Origin of the sequence: Streptomyces davaonensis JCM 4913, assembly GCF_000349325.1 — a bacterium.
Classification (GTDB): Bacteria; Actinomycetota; Actinomycetes; order Streptomycetales; family Streptomycetaceae; genus Streptomyces; species Streptomyces davaonensis.
The window spans coordinates 3,970,794-3,986,388 of record NC_020504.1 but is presented as its reverse complement, the minus strand read 5'-3'; the positions used below and the strand labels follow the sequence as shown (position 1 = coordinate 3,986,388).

At 69.8% G+C, this 15,595-nt stretch carries 12 protein-coding genes; 7 read left to right on the top strand and 5 right to left on the bottom strand.

Going from position 1 to position 15,595, the window contains the following annotated elements; translation table 11 throughout:
* Positions 1 to 25: 25 nt before the first annotated feature.
* Complete coding sequence (locus BN159_RS17235; RefSeq protein ID WP_015658281.1) at positions 26 to 1,135, bottom strand: acyltransferase family protein; 1,110 nt, start codon at positions 1,133 to 1,135, stop codon at positions 26 to 28.
* Between the two features lie 253 nt (positions 1,136 to 1,388).
* Between BN159_RS17235 and BN159_RS17230 the strand changes: the two genes are divergently transcribed.
* Both BN159_RS17230 and BN159_RS17225 read left to right on the top strand, forming a co-directional pair.
* Positions 1,389 to 2,852 (top strand): glycosyltransferase family 29 protein, encoded by a 1,464-nt coding sequence (locus BN159_RS17230; RefSeq protein WP_015658280.1) that lies wholly within the window; start codon positions 1,389 to 1,391, stop codon positions 2,850 to 2,852.
* Positions 2,849 to 5,173 carry a glycosyltransferase gene (locus tag BN159_RS17225; protein ID WP_015658279.1) on the top strand — a complete coding sequence of 775 codons (2,325 nt, stop codon included), beginning with the start codon at positions 2,849 to 2,851 and terminating at the stop codon, positions 5,171 to 5,173. Before BN159_RS17230 ends, BN159_RS17225 begins: the two co-directional genes overlap by 4 nt.
* Before the next feature lie 51 nt (positions 5,174 to 5,224).
* On the opposite strand, the gene BN159_RS17220 is transcribed toward BN159_RS17225, so the two are convergent.
* From BN159_RS17220 to BN159_RS17210, 3 genes are all read right to left on the bottom strand, one after another.
* Entirely contained in the window at positions 5,225 to 6,214 is a 990-nt protein-coding gene (locus tag BN159_RS17220) for a class I SAM-dependent methyltransferase (RefSeq protein ID WP_015658278.1), read from the bottom strand.
* Positions 6,215 to 6,356: 142 nt separating this feature from the next.
* Positions 6,357 to 7,688, bottom strand: coding sequence for an alpha-2,8-polysialyltransferase family protein (locus BN159_RS17215; protein WP_015658277.1), 1,332 nt, complete (start codon positions 7,686 to 7,688; stop codon positions 6,357 to 6,359).
* The gene (locus tag BN159_RS17210; protein WP_015658276.1) at positions 7,688 to 8,674 is read right to left on the bottom strand and encodes a glycosyltransferase family 2 protein; all 987 of its coding nucleotides are present in this window, start codon (positions 8,672 to 8,674) and stop codon (positions 7,688 to 7,690) included. The genes BN159_RS17215 and BN159_RS17210 overlap by 1 nt, the downstream gene beginning before the upstream one ends.
* A gap of 198 nt (positions 8,675 to 8,872) precedes the next feature.
* On the opposite strand from BN159_RS17210, the gene BN159_RS17205 reads away from it, so the two are divergent.
* From BN159_RS17205 to BN159_RS17185, 5 genes are all read left to right on the top strand, one after another.
* Entirely contained in the window at positions 8,873 to 10,219 is a 1,347-nt protein-coding gene (locus BN159_RS17205) for a DUF6716 putative glycosyltransferase (protein WP_078598823.1), read from the top strand.
* A gap of 68 nt (positions 10,220 to 10,287) precedes the next feature.
* Complete coding sequence (locus tag BN159_RS17200; RefSeq protein WP_015658274.1) at positions 10,288 to 11,511, top strand: acylneuraminate cytidylyltransferase; 1,224 nt, start codon at positions 10,288 to 10,290, stop codon at positions 11,509 to 11,511.
* A gap of 14 nt (positions 11,512 to 11,525) precedes the next feature.
* Positions 11,526 to 12,464 (top strand): N-acetylneuraminate synthase family protein, encoded by a 939-nt coding sequence (locus tag BN159_RS17195; protein WP_015658273.1) that lies wholly within the window; start codon positions 11,526 to 11,528, stop codon positions 12,462 to 12,464.
* Positions 12,465 to 12,552: 88 nt separating this feature from the next.
* Positions 12,553 to 13,623 carry a hypothetical protein gene (locus BN159_RS17190; protein ID WP_015658272.1) on the top strand — a complete coding sequence of 357 codons (1,071 nt, stop codon included), beginning with the start codon at positions 12,553 to 12,555 and terminating at the stop codon, positions 13,621 to 13,623.
* Positions 13,624 to 13,763: 140 nt separating this feature from the next.
* Positions 13,764 to 14,903 (top strand): S1 family peptidase, encoded by a 1,140-nt coding sequence (locus BN159_RS17185; protein ID WP_015658271.1) that lies wholly within the window; start codon positions 13,764 to 13,766, stop codon positions 14,901 to 14,903.
* Here the strand turns inward: BN159_RS17185 and BN159_RS17180 are convergent.
* On the bottom strand, positions 14,884 to 15,552 hold the full coding sequence (locus BN159_RS17180; protein ID WP_015658270.1) for a class I SAM-dependent DNA methyltransferase: 669 nt from the start codon (positions 15,550 to 15,552) through the stop codon (positions 14,884 to 14,886). The genes BN159_RS17185 and BN159_RS17180 overlap by 20 nt on opposite strands.
* Positions 15,553 to 15,595 lie beyond the last annotated feature (43 nt).

The following is a 15,595-nucleotide window of genomic DNA, read 5'->3' as shown; positions in this document are numbered from 1 at the left end:
GGCGCAGTCTTCCCGCGCCCGCAGGTCACCGCATCTTGGCGAGGGCCGTCCGGAGTCGTGGGGTCAGCGGCTTCTCGACGTAACGGTTCAGCAGCCAGGCCAGCAGCAGCATCGAGCCGATCGTCAGGGTGAAGGTCGCCCAGGAGGACAGGTACAGATCCTGGTGCAGGGTCTTGATGACCACCCAGCCCAGGTGCTCGTGCACCAGGTAGAAGGGGTACGTCAGCGCCCCGGCAACCGTCAGCCAGCGCCAGTTCGCCCAGTTCAGCCAGCCGAGCGCGATGGCCGCGACGGCCAGGAAGCCGAGCGTGACCACCAGCATGATGCCGAACGAGGTGCGGTTGGCGAAGGCGTCCGGGCTGGGCGCCCGCCACAGGTTCTGCACCGCGTAGTGCTGCCCGATCAGCCAGCTGACCCCGACGATGCCCCAGCCGTAGTTGTCCCGCCGGTTGCGGTGGATGAGGTAGAGGCCGACGCCGCCGATGAAGAAGGGCGCGTACTCGGGCATCAGGACCAGGTCGAGCAGCGGCTCGTTCGCGGCCTCGGCGATGACCGCCGCGAGCGTCCAGCCCGCGCAGAACATGATGACCCGCCGCCGGGTGGCACCCGGCAGCACGACGCACAGCGCGAACAGCGCGTAGAAGCGGACCTCCGCCCACAGCGTCCAGCACACCCCGAGCACCCGGTCGACGCCCAGCGGCTGCTGAAGCATCGTCAGGTTCACCAGAGCGTCGCTCGGCGAGACCGCCTTGTAGGCCACCATCGGCAGCGCGAACACCGCCGTCACCAGCAGTACCGCCACCCAGTAGGCGGGCAGCAGCCGGGAGGCGCGGGAGGCGAAGAAGGACTTCAGCGGCCGTCCCCAGCCGCTCATGCAGATCACGAACCCGCTGATCACGAAGAAGACCTGGACGCCGAGACAGCCGTAGGCGAAGAACTCGTGCAGCGTGGGGAACTGGACGGTGGGGGAGCTGCCCCAGGCCGCGGTGACCTCGCCGCCCCGGCCGCCGTAGTGGTACGCGGCCACCATCAGCGCGGCGACCAGCCGCAGTCCGTCCAGGGCCCGTAGCCGAGTCTCCCGGGGTGCCGTCCGTTCCGCCCTCCGTTGCGGCTCGATCACCGGTCGGACGGTCATGCTGGTCACAGATATTCCCCTTATCGGATCTTCCCCCGGGTGCAGCTAGGCACGTTAGTCCGAATCACAGGGATGTCCGAGGAGACGGGCCAACGATTGGCCCTGTAGTACCGGTGAGTTCACCTGAACGTCGTTTTGCCTTCCTAATTTTGCTCAGCGTCCCCCCACGGATAATCACACGGTTTCAAGATCCCCCCATCCGCCGGTAAACCGCGGCGAACTCAGCATTGGCTTGGCAGAACCCAGGAGTGCCATGACGAGGGTCAACAACAGACGGGCACGTGCGCGCGGAGGGGAGCTGGACGACTGTTTGCGTGCCTGCGCGGTGCACAGCGGCAAAGTCGTCGGCAGTGTCGACCGCCGCCGAATCGAACTCGCCGAACAGCTCAGAAAGCTGCTCGTCGTATGGGGAACCACCCCCGCCGCGCCCGCACCCGCCCCGGCGACCGGCGCGACCGCGCTGCTCAAGCGTGCCGTGAAGGGCGCCGCGACCCCCGCCCAGGGCATCGCCAACGAACTGCTCGACGCCCTGCTCGCCGTCGCCAACCAGGCGCTCAAGTGCGGCTACGACGACGAGCTGAACCTCGCCCTGGTCATCAGCGACACCGTGCTCGCCCAGCGCAAGAACTCCCGCGCCGGATGGCGGCTGCGCGCCCGGCTGATGGAGACCCTCGGCGAGGAGGCCGAGGCGCTGGAGGCGTACGAGAAGTACCTCGGGCTCACCGACGACGACGGCTTCGGCGTCCGCGCCCGGATCGCGGGCCTGCACGCTGCGGGCGACAAGGAGCGCGAGCTGTTCGCGCTGCTGCGCCGCCAGTGCCCGCGCGCCGAGGAGTTCACCCGCGGCGACGCCACCGAGGTGTGGGCCGAGGGACTCGCCGCGCACGCCGTCGGTGACTGGGCGGCGGCCGAACCCCGGCTGGTGGGAGCGCTCCTGGCCATGACCGACGCCCCGGTGCCGGACCGCCAGGACATGCTCAGCCAGTACCTGGACCTGCGGATCGCCGTCGACACCGATGCCGCCGCCCTCACGGACCTCACCGAGGTCCTCGCGCTCTACGCCGAGCAGCGCCGCAGCCGGATGCGCGGCCCCGTCGCCGACCCGGCGATCGGCGGAGTGCAGTGGATCAGCCTCGGTGAGTTCCGCAACCGGATCGCCGGCAAGTCGATCTGCCTGATCGCCAACTCCGGGCGGGTCGGCGCCAGTTCGATGGGCGCCGAGATCGACGGCTACGACCTCGTGGTGCGTTTCAACTCCTTCAAGATCGACCCGAAGCACACCGGCAGCCGTACCGACATCCACGCCACCATCCACAAGCACGGCTTCAACTGGGACAAGCAGGTCGACACCCGGCTCGTCTTCGGCGGGGTCTCCGGCGACTGGAAGTGGTCGCTGCGCAACCGCCTGGTGCCCGGCGCCCAGACCCACCTGGGCGACGAGTCGCTGCGCTGGCCGGTGCGCAACATCGGCAAGGTCTCCACCGACGTCTGGTCGGGCATCCCGACCACCGGCTTCAACATGCTCTACCTGCTGGACTTCCTGGACGTCAGCCCGAAGCTCGACCTGATCGGTTTCGACTTCTACGAGAGCGGCGCCTACCGCGTGCAGGAGGCCATGAAGCTCGCCATCACCTCCGTGCACGAATACACCAGCGAGAAGGCATGGGTCATGGAGCGGGCCCAGAGCGTGACGGACATGAGGATATCCCTGCGATGACCACGACCACCCTGACTGCGACCCAGGCTCCCGTCACCGACGCGGCCGCCCTCACCGGCAAGCGCCGCATCGCGTTCGCGTCCTACGTCGACGAGAACTACCTCCCCGGCTTCCTCGTCCTGCTGCGCAGCCTCGCCCTGTCCAACCCGACCGTCTGCGAGGACTTCGTCGTCCTCTACGACGATCTGCGCCCCGGCTCGATCGCCAAGATCCGTGCCCTGCATCCGCGGATCGTCCTCAAGCGGGTCAACGACACGCACTACGACGCGTACAAGAAGGGCGACCAGGACAACTACCTGGTCCGCAAGGCGTACTTCATCCTCGACGTCTTCCGGCTGCGCGAGTACGACACCGTCATCACCCTCGACACCGACATGGTCGTCCTCGGTGACCTCGGCGAACTGCTCAAGCTCCGCGAGGGGCTCGCCGCCGTCCCGCAGTTCTTCTACGGGCAGCACAAGCTCAACTCCGGTCTCCTGGTCATCCAGCGCGAGTACCTGAGCGAGGAGTTCTGCGCCAAGCTGGACGCCACCGGCCGCAGCGGCGACTACGAACTCGACAAGCACGACCAGGGCATCCTGAACGCCGTGCTGGACGGCGACTTCGTGCGCCTGGACCCGCGCTACAACTTCGTCAAGCGGCGTCTTTCCGGCGACCTCCCGGTCCCCGAGGACACCGCGATCCTGCACTTCACCGGCCGCCACAAGCCGTGGCAGGGCGGCGAGAGCGGGTACAGCCTGGCCGAGGAGAAGTGGCGCGAGTACGAGCTGTCCGACGCCGACTTCCACGCCGAGTACCTCGGGAAGTCGGGCGGCCTGCACCACGACTTGATCGTGCACTACGGCACCCCGCACGTCGCCCGCACCGGCGACGTCGAGACCGCCCGCAAGGTCGCCGCCGCGCACATCGCCTCCGGTGACTACCAGGACGCCGTCGACATCCTGGAGAGCGTTCGCATCCCGCTCGACGAGGCCTGGCCGCACGAGGTGCTCGGCCACGCCCTGATGAGCGTGTCCCGGACCGCCGAGGCCAAGGCGCAGCTGCTGCTGGCGACGGCCGCCCCCAACCGGGCCGCCACCGCCTACGCCCGCCTCGCCCAGATGTCCTGGGTGCAGGGCGACAACGCCGCCGCGCTGAAGTACGCCACGGCCGGTATGTCCGTGGACATCACCCACCGCTCCAGCCGGCTGTGGGCCCAGCGCGCCACCTCCGTCCCGGCCCAGGAACTGGGCGCCCCCGAGGACCAGCTGGCGCACGTCGCCTTCTACATGGACCGCCAGGGCAACGCGGGCGACAAGCTGCTCCCGGAGAGCGTGCGCAGCGCCTTCGGCCCCGACACCGGCTCGCGGCGCTGGCACCCGGTCCACGCCCACCGGCTGTTCGACGAGGCCGCCCTGGAGCGCGTCAACGCCCGGCGCGGCATGGTCATCGGCGGTGGCGGCCTGTTCATCCCGGACACCATGCCCAACGGCAACAGCGCCTGGCAGTGGAACGTCCCGGACGAGCTGATGCGCCGCATCGACGTGCCGATCGCGGTGTACGCCGTGGGCTTCAACGCCTTCGACGGCCAGTCCTACCGGGCGAGCCGGTTCCGCGACTCGCTCCGGCTGCTGGTGGAGAAGTCCGCCTTCTTCGGGCTGCGCAACCACGGCTCGATCGAGAAGGTGCGCGCCATGGTCCCGGCGCATCTGCACGACAAGATCCGCTTCCAGCCCTGCCCGACGACCGTCACGCGTCAGTTGGTGCCGGGCTGGCAGGATCCGGCGCGCCGCGAGGACACCATCCTCATCAACGCCGCCTACGACCGCGCGGGCCTGCGCTTCGGCCATGACTACGGCTACTTCCTGGCCCAGATGGCCCAGGCGGTGCGGGAGCTGGGCGAGCTGGCGGAGGTGCAGTGCGTGGCGCACTCCCTCGACGACGAGAAGCTCGTCTTCGATCTGCGCCGTGAGCACGGCGTCTCGATGCCGGTCATCCCGATGTACGACTTCGAGAACGACGAGATCCGCGATCTGTACGCGCGCACCAAGCTGGTCATCGGCATGCGCGGCCACGCGGGCATGATCCCGTTCGGCTGCGGCACGCCGATCATCAGCCTGATCTCGCACCCGAAGATGGCGTACTTCCTGCACGACATCGACCGGCCCGAGTGGGGCATCTCCGTCCACGACCGCCACCTGGCCGCCCGCCTGGTGGAGCGCTCCAAGGACCTGCTCCGCGACCACGCCGCGACCGTCGCCGACGTCCACGGCCGCCAGCAGGAACTGTGGAAGATCACCGAGGCGAACGCCGCGGATCTCCGGGTTCTCCTGGGCGGTTGAGCCGACGAACGGGCCCCCCGCACGCCGTCCGTGCGGGGGGCCCGTTCGTGCTCAGCGTCCGGCGAACTTCTTGCTCAGCCGGGTCAGCAGCGAGCCGGAACCGGCGCTGCCGCCGTCCTTCTCGTACGCCGTCCTCAACTGCTCGAAGTGGTCGGCGCGGGTCCGGCTCAGATACTCGTCGTCCGTCAGCTTCCGTGCGATGGACCAGGCCTGCTTGTGCCGCCCGTCGTAGTGCGCGACATACGCCTTCGCCAGCTCCAGCACCGACTTGAAGGGGATCCCGCCGGTGTGGTCGCGGTCGACGCGCTCCTGCACGGCGGAGATCAGCTTCAGCTTCTCTTCGTAAGTGAAGGCGTCCTCGGAGATCCTCCGCAGCACGTCCTCCGGGATCGGCTTGGTGACCTCGAAGGCGAGCGTGGAGCGGATCGGCGGCCCGGCGATCTCGATGTACGGCAGCAGTGCGCCCGTGCTGTGGTGCAGCCACGGCAGCCGGGGCCCGGCGAAGTCCTGGTGCAGGACGACAGAGCCGGGCCGCAGCCGGGTCAGGAAGCGCTCCGAGACACAGCGGAAGACCCGGGCCGTCTTGGCGATGTCGATGTGCAGGAACTCGATCGGGCTGGTGTCGTCCGGGTCCGAGGTCTGCCAGATGTCACCGGCGTGGATCTCCAGGAACGGCAGGAAGGGATGGAGCCGCTCGCGGAAGTCGTCCAGGAACGAGGTGTCGCCGTCCGCGGGCTTGCTGCCGGCGCTGAAGAACTTCTCGGTGGCGAAGGTGCCCTTGCCGACATGGAAGAAGTCGTACGCGTGCAGCCGCCCCGTCTTCTCGTCGAACACGGGGCTGTCGCGCAGCCCGAGCGCGAGCGCGTACGTCGATCCGCCGCCGCCCGAGCCGAGTTCGACCAGCCGGTCCTCCCCCGTGAGGCGATGGCGGCCGAGCAGATACAGGAAGCGCAGCTCCCAGGAACTCACCTGGGAATAAGGGAGATCGTCCGGCAGCTTGACGCCGTCGAGCATGGAGTAGAGCCGGCCGAGGTTCGTCATGAATGCCTCACGGGGGTGGGAGAGGGCGGCGTTCCGTGATCCTAGGGATTCGAACGCCGCCCACACCATGGATTCATCGGTTTCATCCGACGGTGTGCCACCGTTTCCTCGGCCGTTCCCGGTAGTTCACCGGGTATTCGGCTCAGCGGCGGACCGCCTTCCGCAGCGCCTTCGCCCGTCGCACCACCCGCCGTGCCGTGGAGTTGCGCGGCAGGAACGACAGCCGCTCCGGGATACCGCCGGGCAGGCCCAGCGAGGTGAGCCGCTTGCGCTTGAAGTAGCGGTGGGTGCGCGGCTTGAAGTGCTGCGACAGATAGCGCTCGGCGGCCGGACGCAGGTTCGGGTAGATCTGCGGCTGCATGGTGAACCCTATGGCGGCGACCAGCGCGCCCAGGGTGTCCGCCGGGACGGTCTCCTCGCCGTCCCGCCGCTCCAGATCCGGCAGCACCGCGTCCGCCAGCACGGCCGGGATGCGGTTGCTGTTCTGGTACGGCGTCAGCTTGTCCAGCAGCGGCTCGGTGCCGATGCGGGCGACCGGGAGGTCGTAGAACGCGGAGGCGGTGAACAGCGCGGTGGAGAAGCAGCCGACGACCAGTCCGGGCCGGGACTTCTCGAACAGCACCTCGGCGAGCACCGGGGTGTCCAGCACGGTGAGGTCCACGCCGAGCTTCTCGGCCTCGGCCTCCAGGGCTCGGCTGTAGCGGGCCGGGGCCGTGGGGTGGGGCTTGAAGACGATCGAGCGGTGCCCGCGCTCCAGGGCGCCGCGCATCATCCGGATGTGCAGCTCCTCCTCCGCCTGCGGCGTCATGATGTTCAGCGCGGAGAGGTACTGGCCGAGCAGCAGGGCGCAGTTGTCCGGCAGGACCGGCAGGTCCTCGACGGCGCCCGCGAGTTCGCCCATCACCTTCAGGAAGGCCTCGCGCGGCACCACCTCGGCGGGCACGTCGAACTCGGTGAGCAGCATCGGCGTCAGGCCCGGCACCAGGTCCAGGTGGAGCAGCCGCCGCACCCGGGTGCCGACCAGCGGGTCGAGCTTGTTGCGGGTGGGGCCGTAGCTCATCAGGCCGTCGGCGTAGACCTGCACGGGCGCGCCGGTGAAGATCTGGGTCAGGCCGAGCGCCGGGTTCACCTGGATGGACTCCAGGACCAGCTCCACCCGGTCCTCGCCCAGGCCCCACAGCAGCCGCAGATACCGCTCGAACAACGGCAGGTCGTCCGGGCGCGGCGTCCAGGCGCCGGGGTGGAAGGGGCGGATCGCCTCGTTGAAGGACAGCACACCGTCGAAGTGGTCGCGCAGCGGCTCGAAGCCCGGCATCTCGTCCACGGCCGGAGTGGTCTCCGGGCAGGCCGAGTTGTTGAACACCAGCAGCAGCCGCCGGTCTGCCTCGGCGAAGCACTCCGAGTCCAGCGCGGCGGCCAGGGTGGCGGCGCCGTAGAGCGTGGAGACGCAGAAGATCTGGGTTTTACGGGACATCACGCGGCCGCCTTCGCAGTGGTGGCCCGGCGCCGCAGCCGCCGCAGCTTGCTGGCCCGGCGCAGGTCCATGGTTTCGAGCACATCCCCGAGTGCGTCCTGCGGCATCCGCTTTATGGCCGCGGCGCTCATCGCCCGCAGTTGCTTGGCCACGGCCGGTTCCCACTTGGACTCGTCCGACAGATGGTGGGCGATGATCGCACAGTAGGTGCGCACCGCCTTGGGCAGCAGCTGATCCGCCTCCCGGTCCGCGGCCGTCTCCTCGATGACCTGGTCGAAGGCGCGGATGAAGTCGAGCTGGCGGACATCACCGATCTGGGTGAGGGAGCCGGCGACGCCGCGGCGGTAGAAGACGCCGAGCAGACTCACCACGGCGAACGACTCCGCCTCCCGGTGCAGCTTCCAGATCCACGGCCGGTCCTCGGCCGTGCGCAGCCCGTCGGTGAAGTGCAGCAGGCCCTTGTCCAGCAGCCGGCGGTGGTAGGCGCCGGCCCAGGCGTAGGCGTAGTCCACGGAGGTGGTCCGGTCGGCGGGCAGGATCGCCGCGCGCGGGTCGAGGACCTCGCCGCGGCGGCCGTGCGGCACCCGGTGCACCGTGCGGGCCCGGGCGTTGGCCTGGACGTGGTCGGTGCGCACGAAGTCGCAGCCCAGGTCCTCCAGGGCGGCGGTGAGCTCGGCGAGATAGCCGGGCGCCAGCCAGTCGTCGCCGTCGAGGAAGGTGAGGTACTCACCGGTGGCGGCGTCCAGACCGGTGTTACGGGCGGTGGCGAGTCCTCCGTTCACGTCGTGGCGGATGTAACGCACCTGTGCGACATCCGAGAGTTGTTCGGCAGCGCGTTCGAGAATGGCGGGAGTTTCATCCTTCGAATGGTCGTCCACCAGGATGAACTCGAAGTCGCGGCGGGCATTCGACCGAAGGCTTCTGAGGGTGTCCGGGGCGTATTGCTGCACGTTGTAGAACGGCACGATCACGGAGAGCTTTGGCACCCGCAAAAGGTTAGTTGGAGGCCCGGCAACAGAACTTGCCGGTGTACGTACTACGGGTGAACTCAATGTGTCGGAATGGTGCATCCCATGTACTTCCCAGGCTCTGACGGGCCAGTTCGGCTCTCGGTGGTGTGTTGTTAACTCTTCGTTGATTCTCGGTTGGGCTATACCTAGGAAATGGTTCCTAGCGTCTTCTTCGTGCCAGCAAGTACACCGAAGTCGCCGCGTATCGCCGTCCTGGCGGACTCTGACACCCGCTGGAAATGGGGTGCGCTGACAGCGGGCCGCATCGCCCCGGGCCCGTCCATGGAAGCCGGAGCCGAAGGCGGCACGCAAGTCGCCCCCGCCCTCAGCGGATTCCTGCTGCGCGGCCGGGCCACGCCCACCGCCCGCCAGTTGGCGGAAGTCGGCGTGCGGGCGGAGTCGCTGCGCGAGGTCACGGCGCCGGAGTTCCTGCGCACGATGGCCGAGGAGGAGTACGACATCGTCGTACTCGCCCTCGTCGGCGGCGGTGTCCAGGCGATGCTGCACGGCCTGAAGCGGGTCTGGGAGGGCCGCGAGAAGCGCCCCGTCGTCGTCACCGGCTACGTCGGCGTCGTCTACGAGAAGCTCGCCGACGGTCTGCTGCTGCGACACGGCGCCGACCTGGTCCTCGCCAACTCCCGCCAGGACGCGGAGCGTTTCCGCGCGGTCTACGAGGGTGTCGGCGCCGATGCCTCGGCCGTCACGGAGGTGGCGCTGCCGTTCCTCGGCGGCGCGCCCTACGAGGGGGAGCACGACCCGTACACGGTCGTCTTCGCCGCGCAGCCCTCCGTCCCGGAGAACCGCAAGGACCGTACGTACCTGCTGAACCGCCTCGTTCAGCACGCGCGGCTGCACCCCGAGCGCGAGGTGCTGCTCAAGCTGCGCTCCAAGCCCGGCGAACACACCACGCACATCGAGGAGTTGCCGTACCAGAAGCTGGCCCAGAAGCTCGATCTGCCGGCCAACTTCCGGCTGGTGTACGGGCACATGGGCGAGGTGCTCGACCGCACCGACCTGCTGGTCACGGTCAGCTCGACGGCCGCGCTGGAGTCCCTCCACCGCCGGATCCCCACCGTCGTGCTCACCGACCTCGGGGTGCGGGAGCCGCTCGGCAACCACCATTTCGTCGGCTCCGGCTGCCTCGCCTCCTGGGACCAGTTGGACGAGGGGCACCGTCCGGCGCCCGACGAGGAGTGGGTGGCCCGGCAGGGCGTCGCGGCGGACGGGGCGTACGAGACCGCGTTCGACGCGGCGCGGGAGCGGATCGCGAAGTTGCTCGGGTCTTCGGCGGGGTTGCCGCCGTTGACGCCGTACTACACGCCTGCCACGGCGCCGGGGTATCTGCCCGGGATCCTCGCCCGGCACCATCTCGGGCCCGACGGCGGCGTGTTGCCGGGGGCGCCGTCGGCCGACAAGGAGCCGGGGCCGGTGCGGCAGATAGTGCGGCGGGCCGCCCGGGGTGCCTATCGGCACGGGGTGCAGCGCGTCGCGCCCGTCATCCGGCGGATGGGGGAGCTGTGATCCCCGCGCCTCAGGAGAGCGGCCTCGCCGCCCATACCTCTGCGAACTCTGCACAAGGAGTGCAACCCATGTCCGACTCGCCGACCGGCGCCTCCGTACGCCGTGTGCTCGCGGTGATTCCCGCCCGCGGTGGCTCCAAGGGTGTGCCCGCGAAGAACCTCGCCCCCGTCGGCGGTGTGCCGCTGGTCGCCCGCGCCGTGCGCGAATGCCTGTCCGCGCGGCTCGTCACCGATGTCGTCGTCTCCACCGACGACCAGGCGATCGCCGCCGCGGCCCGTTCCGCCGGTGCCGAGGTCGTGCTGCGGCCCGCCGCCATCGCCGGGGACACCGCCACCTCCGAGGCCGCCGTGCTGCACGCCATGGACGGCCACGAGGCGCTGCACGGCTCCCCGGTCGACGTGGTGCTGCTCGTGCAGTGCACCAGCCCCTTCGTGATCCGCGAGGACATCGACGGGGTCGCGGCGGCGGTCGTGGAGAACGGCGCCGACACCGCGGTCACCGTGGCGCCCTTCCACGGCTTCGTCTGGCGCGACGCCGAGGAGCCCGCGGAGGGCGGCGTGGGCGTCAACCATGACAAGTCCTACCGCCCCCGCCGCCAGGACCGCCCCCAGGACTACCTGGAGACCGGCGCCGCCTACGCGATGGACGCGGCGGGCTTCCGCAAGCACAACCACCGCTTCTTCGGCCGTACGGAACTCGTCCGCACCGACCCGGCCCGGGTCCTGGAGATCGACGATCCGCACGACCTCGCGCGGGCCCGCGCCCTCGCGCCCCTGTTCGACGCGGACCGCCCCGGTTCGCTGCCGACCGCCGATGACATCGACGCGGTCGTCCTGGACTTCGACGGCACCCAGACCGATGACCGGGTGCTGATCGACGCCGATGGAAAGGAGGTCGTCTCCGTGCACCGCGGAGACGGCCTCGGCATCGCCGCGCTGCGCAAGAGCGGCCTGAAGATGCTGATCCTCTCCACGGAGCAGAACCCGGTCGTCGCCGCCCGCGCACGCAAGCTTCAACTCCCCGTGCTGCACGGCATCGACCGCAAAGACCTCGCACTGAAGCAGTGGTGCGAGGAGCAGGGCATCGCGCCTGAGCGCGTGCTCTACGTCGGCAACGACGTCAACGACCTCCCGTGCTTCGCCCTCGTGGGCTGGCCCGTGGCGGTCGCGAGCGCCCACGACGTCGTACGCGGCGCCGCACGCGCGGTCACCACCCTCCCCGGTGGCGACGGCGCCATCCGAGAGATCGCCAGCTGGATCCTCGGCCCCTCTCTCGACTCCCTCACCAAGTAAGGACAGTTTTCGCCATGAGCAACTCCCGTCTTCGCGCGTTCGGTTCGTCCCGCCTCGCGGGCCCCGGTCAGCCCGTCTACATCTGCGGCGAGATCGGCATCAACCACAACGGCGAGCTGGAGAACGCCTTCAAGCTGATCGACGTGGCGGCCGAGGCCGGCTGTGACGCCGTGAAGTTCCAGAAGCGCACCCCGGAGATCTGCACCCCGCGCGACCAGTGGGACATCGAGCGCGACACCCCCTGGGGCCGGATGACCTACATCGACTACCGCCACCGCGTGGAGTTCGGTGAGGACGAGTACCGCCAGATCGACGAGTACTGCAAGGAGAAGGGGATCGCCTGGTTCGCCTCCCCGTGGGACACCGAGGCCGTCGCCTTCCTGGAGAAGTTCGACGTCCCCGCCCACAAGGTGGCCTCCGCCTCCCTCACGGACGACGAGCTGCTGCGCGCCCTGCGCGCGACCGGCCGCACGGTCATCCTGTCCTCCGGCATGTCGACCCCGAAGCAGATCCGCCACGCGGTCGAGGTCCTGGGCAGCGACAACATCCTGCTCTGCCACGCCACTTCGACGTACCCGGCGAAGGCCGAGGAGCTCAACCTCCGGGTGATCAACACCCTCCAGGACGAGTACCCGAACGTCCCGATCGGCTACTCCGGCCACGAGACGGGCCTTCAGACCACGCTGGCCGCCGTTGCCCTCGGCGCCACCTTCGTCGAGCGTCACATCACCCTCGACCGCGCCATGTGGGGCTCGGACCAGGCCGCGTCCGTCGAGCCGCAGGGCCTGACGCGCCTCGTCCGCGACATCCGCACCATCGAGGCCTCCCTCGGTGACGGCGTCAAGAAGGTCTACGACTCCGAGCTCGGCCCGATGAAGAAGCTGCGCCGCGTCCAGGGCGTCGTCGCCGAGGCGGAGATCGCCGCGGCGGCGGGCGAGCCGGTGTCGGTCTGACGGCATTTGAACCGATCAGGTCTAGCCTGTCTGGACCTGATCTGATTTACCCTCCCTGATTCCCCTACGACGGGACGGTCGTACGTAGATGAGCCCCCGCGCCGGGAACGCCGGCACCCGCACTCTCGCGTTCGTCGAGAGTCCGGTACAGCTGCTGAACGTGCTGGAGTGGGCGTATGCGCAGGAGCATGCGCTCGGCGCGGGGCTCACCGTGGTGGTCCTGGCCCCGGTCGATCCGATGACCCGTGGCCAGCTGCGCCGTATGGCGGAGCTGGCGCGCGAGGAGGGGCACGAGGTTCGCTGGGAGGAGGCGCGGGGCGGTGCGGCGGCGCCGTTCCAGACGATCGGGGGCCTGGCGGGCACGCTCCGCCGGGTTCCCCGGGTGGTCCTGGGGGACCCCTTCTCCCGCTACGTCCAACTCCTGCTGACGATCACCCGGGCCCGGGACCTGGTGGTCGTGGACGACGGTACGGCGACGATGGAGTTCGTCGGCCAACTGGCCCGCGGTGAACGCCTGGTGCGCTGGCACCGCAAGGGCGGCCGCCCGGGCCCCCGGGACCTGATCCTCGCCCCGGCCTCCTCGGCGGCCCGCCGCAGGCTCACGCCGGGGAAGAACCGCAGGGTGGAGATCTTCTCCTCGATGCCGATGGAGGAGACGCTGCCGGGCCTGACGGTGTCGTCGAACGACTTCGCCTGGACCCGCTCGCGCTTCGGCCCGCCGCGTATCAGCAAGGGCGCGGACATGGTCGGCACGTCGCTGGTGGAGACGGGCGTGGTGGACGCCGACCGCTACTTGGAGGCGGTCCGCTCCCTGGCCAAGACCCACGGCGCGACCCGCTACTTCGCGCATCGCCGCGAAAGCACGGAGAAGCTGCACCGCCTGGCGGTGGAGACCGGGCTGGAAATAGTCCGCCCGGACCTCCCCCTGGAACTGATCGCCCGACGCGGCCCGATAGGGCGCACGATCCTCAGCTTCCCGTCAACGGTCGTCCACACCCTCCCCCTGGCCCTGGCGGGAACGGACGTCCGCGTCTCGGTCTGCGACATCGACCCCACCTGGCTGACGGACCATGCCTCGCCCCGGGCACAGGGGTTCTTGTCGGGCGTCACGGGCTCGGCGAAGGACGTACACCGTCTGGCGGCGATCACCGCGACGTGAGCGGCCCCGGGCCGGGCCTGCTCGGTGGATCAGGACGGCTGAAACTTGGTATGGACCTGCCAAGGTGATGGTTCTACGGTGCGAGCGGTGCGCTCTTGAGAGCGCTCTCACTCCTCCCCAGGACCCCACCAGGAGGCCCCATGAAACGCACCGTCGCGCTGCGTGCCGCCGTTGCGGCACTGTTGCTCGCCACTGGGCTCGGCACCGCTCAGGCCAGTGCCGCTCCTCCCACTCCCCGGGCCGAGGCCTCCGTCTCGCCGGGGATGCTTGACGCCATGCGTCGCGACCTCGGGCTCACCGAGGCGCAGGCGACGGAGCGGCTGCGTGCGGAAGCCGCTGCCGTGGATACCGAGAAGGCCGCCCGGGCCGCTGCCGGGCGCGCTTACGGCGGATCGTGGTTCGAGGCGTCCACGGGCAGACTCGTCGTCGCCCTCACCGACCGGGCCAAGGTCGACGACGTGCGCGAACTCGGCGCCGACACACGGCTCGTGAAGCACAGTGCCGCTGCCCTGGACCGGGCCAAAGCGCGGCTGGACTCGCTGTCCGCGCCTACCGGGGTCGCAGGGTGGCACGTCGACGCCGAGGCCAACTCGGTCGTGGTCACGGTCGTGCGCGGCGAGCGGAACGCCGCCGGCGTACGGGACTTCGTCGACCGTGCTCTGGACCAAGGTCCCGTCACCGTCGTGCAGACCTCCGAGGCGCCGCGCACCTACGCGGCCGGCACCGTCGGCGGTGACCCGTACTACACGGGCAACGTCCGCTGCTCCATAGGCTTCTCCGTGCACGGCGGCTTCGTCACGGCCGGACACTGCGGGCAGCCCGGGTGGGCCGTACGCGGCTGGGACGGCTCGGCCATGGGGACCTTCCAGGGGTCCTCGTTCCCCGGCAACGACTACGCCTACGTCAGCATCCACAGCGGCTGGTGGACCGTACCTGTCGTGCTCGGGTGGGGGACCATCCCGGACCGGCTCGTGCGCGGGTCCGCGGAGGCGCCCGTGGGTACGTCCATATGCCGCTCCGGCTCCACCACCCACTGGCGCTGCGGCACCGTCCTCGCGAAGAACGAGACGGTCAACTACAGCCAGGGCGCGGTCTATCAGATGACCAAGACCAGCGTCTGCGCCGAGGGCGGCGACTCCGGTGGCTCCTTCATCAGCGGCGACCAGGCCCAGGGCGTCACGTCCGGTGGTTGGGGCAACTGCTCCAGCGGCGGCGAGACGTGGTTCCAGCCGGTGAACGAGATCCTCTCCCGCTACGGACTCACCCTCCATACCGCCTGACCAGCAGAAACGCCCGCGCCCTCTTCTCCTCCCGCACCGGCTCCCGCACCACCCTCGCCCGGACCTGGAGGCCCGCCTCGCGCAGGTGGGCCTCCACCGTCTCCGGCGTGCGCAGGTAGTAGTGCAGGGAGATGTCCCTGCCGAACCGTTCCGTCAGGTGCATGAGTTCGTCGGTGTCGCCGGTCTGGAAGGAGAGGAGGGCGTGGCCGCCGGGGACCAGTACGCGGTGGAACTCCGTGAAGGCCGCCGTCAAGTGGTCCGTCGGGATGTGGATGGTCGAGTACAGGGCGGTGATGCCGCCCAGCGTTTCGTCCGGCAGGTCGAGGGACGTCATCGTGCCCACGTGGAACCGCAGGTGCGGGTGGGCCTCCCTGGCCAGCGCCACCATGCGCGGGGAGACGTCCACGCCGAAGACCGGGACGCCGAGGGCGTGCAGGCGGGCGGTGACATGGCCGGGGCCGCTGCCCAGGTCGCCCACCGGTGCCGTGCTGTGCGCGCCGACCTGCTCGGCGAAGGCGGCCAGCAGGGCCCGTTCCAGTGGCTGCTCGGCCAGGCTGTCGGGGTAACGGTCGGAGTAGGGGGTGGCTATCGCGTCGTACGACGTCCTGGTGGCCCGTACGAAGTCCGGGTCTGTGGTCGGGTCCGTCACGTGGCCGCAGCCTACCCACGGCGGGAGTGGGCGGTCGGCAACT

Excerpts from the sequence above, each read along its gene's own strand:
- BN159_RS17235 (WP_015658281.1), bottom strand. The coding sequence starts at position 1,135 with ATGACCGTCCGACCGGTGATCGAGCCGCAACGGAGGGCGGAACGGACG.
- BN159_RS17215 (WP_015658277.1), bottom strand. The coding sequence starts at position 7,688 with ATGTCCCGTAAAACCCAGATCTTCTGCGTCTCCACGCTCTACGGCGCC.
- BN159_RS17230 (WP_015658280.1), top strand. The coding sequence starts at position 1,389 with ATGACGAGGGTCAACAACAGACGGGCACGTGCGCGCGGAGGGGAGCTG.
- BN159_RS17195 (WP_015658273.1), top strand. The coding sequence starts at position 11,526 with ATGAGCAACTCCCGTCTTCGCGCGTTCGGTTCGTCCCGCCTCGCGGGC.
- BN159_RS17190 (WP_015658272.1), top strand. The coding sequence starts at position 12,553 with ATGAGCCCCCGCGCCGGGAACGCCGGCACCCGCACTCTCGCGTTCGTC.
- BN159_RS17220 (WP_015658278.1), bottom strand. The coding sequence starts at position 6,214 with ATGACGAACCTCGGCCGGCTCTACTCCATGCTCGACGGCGTCAAGCTG.
- BN159_RS17200 (WP_015658274.1), top strand. The coding sequence starts at position 10,288 with ATGTCCGACTCGCCGACCGGCGCCTCCGTACGCCGTGTGCTCGCGGTG.
- BN159_RS17225 (WP_015658279.1), top strand. The coding sequence starts at position 2,849 with ATGACCACGACCACCCTGACTGCGACCCAGGCTCCCGTCACCGACGCG.
- BN159_RS17185 (WP_015658271.1), top strand. The coding sequence starts at position 13,764 with ATGAAACGCACCGTCGCGCTGCGTGCCGCCGTTGCGGCACTGTTGCTC.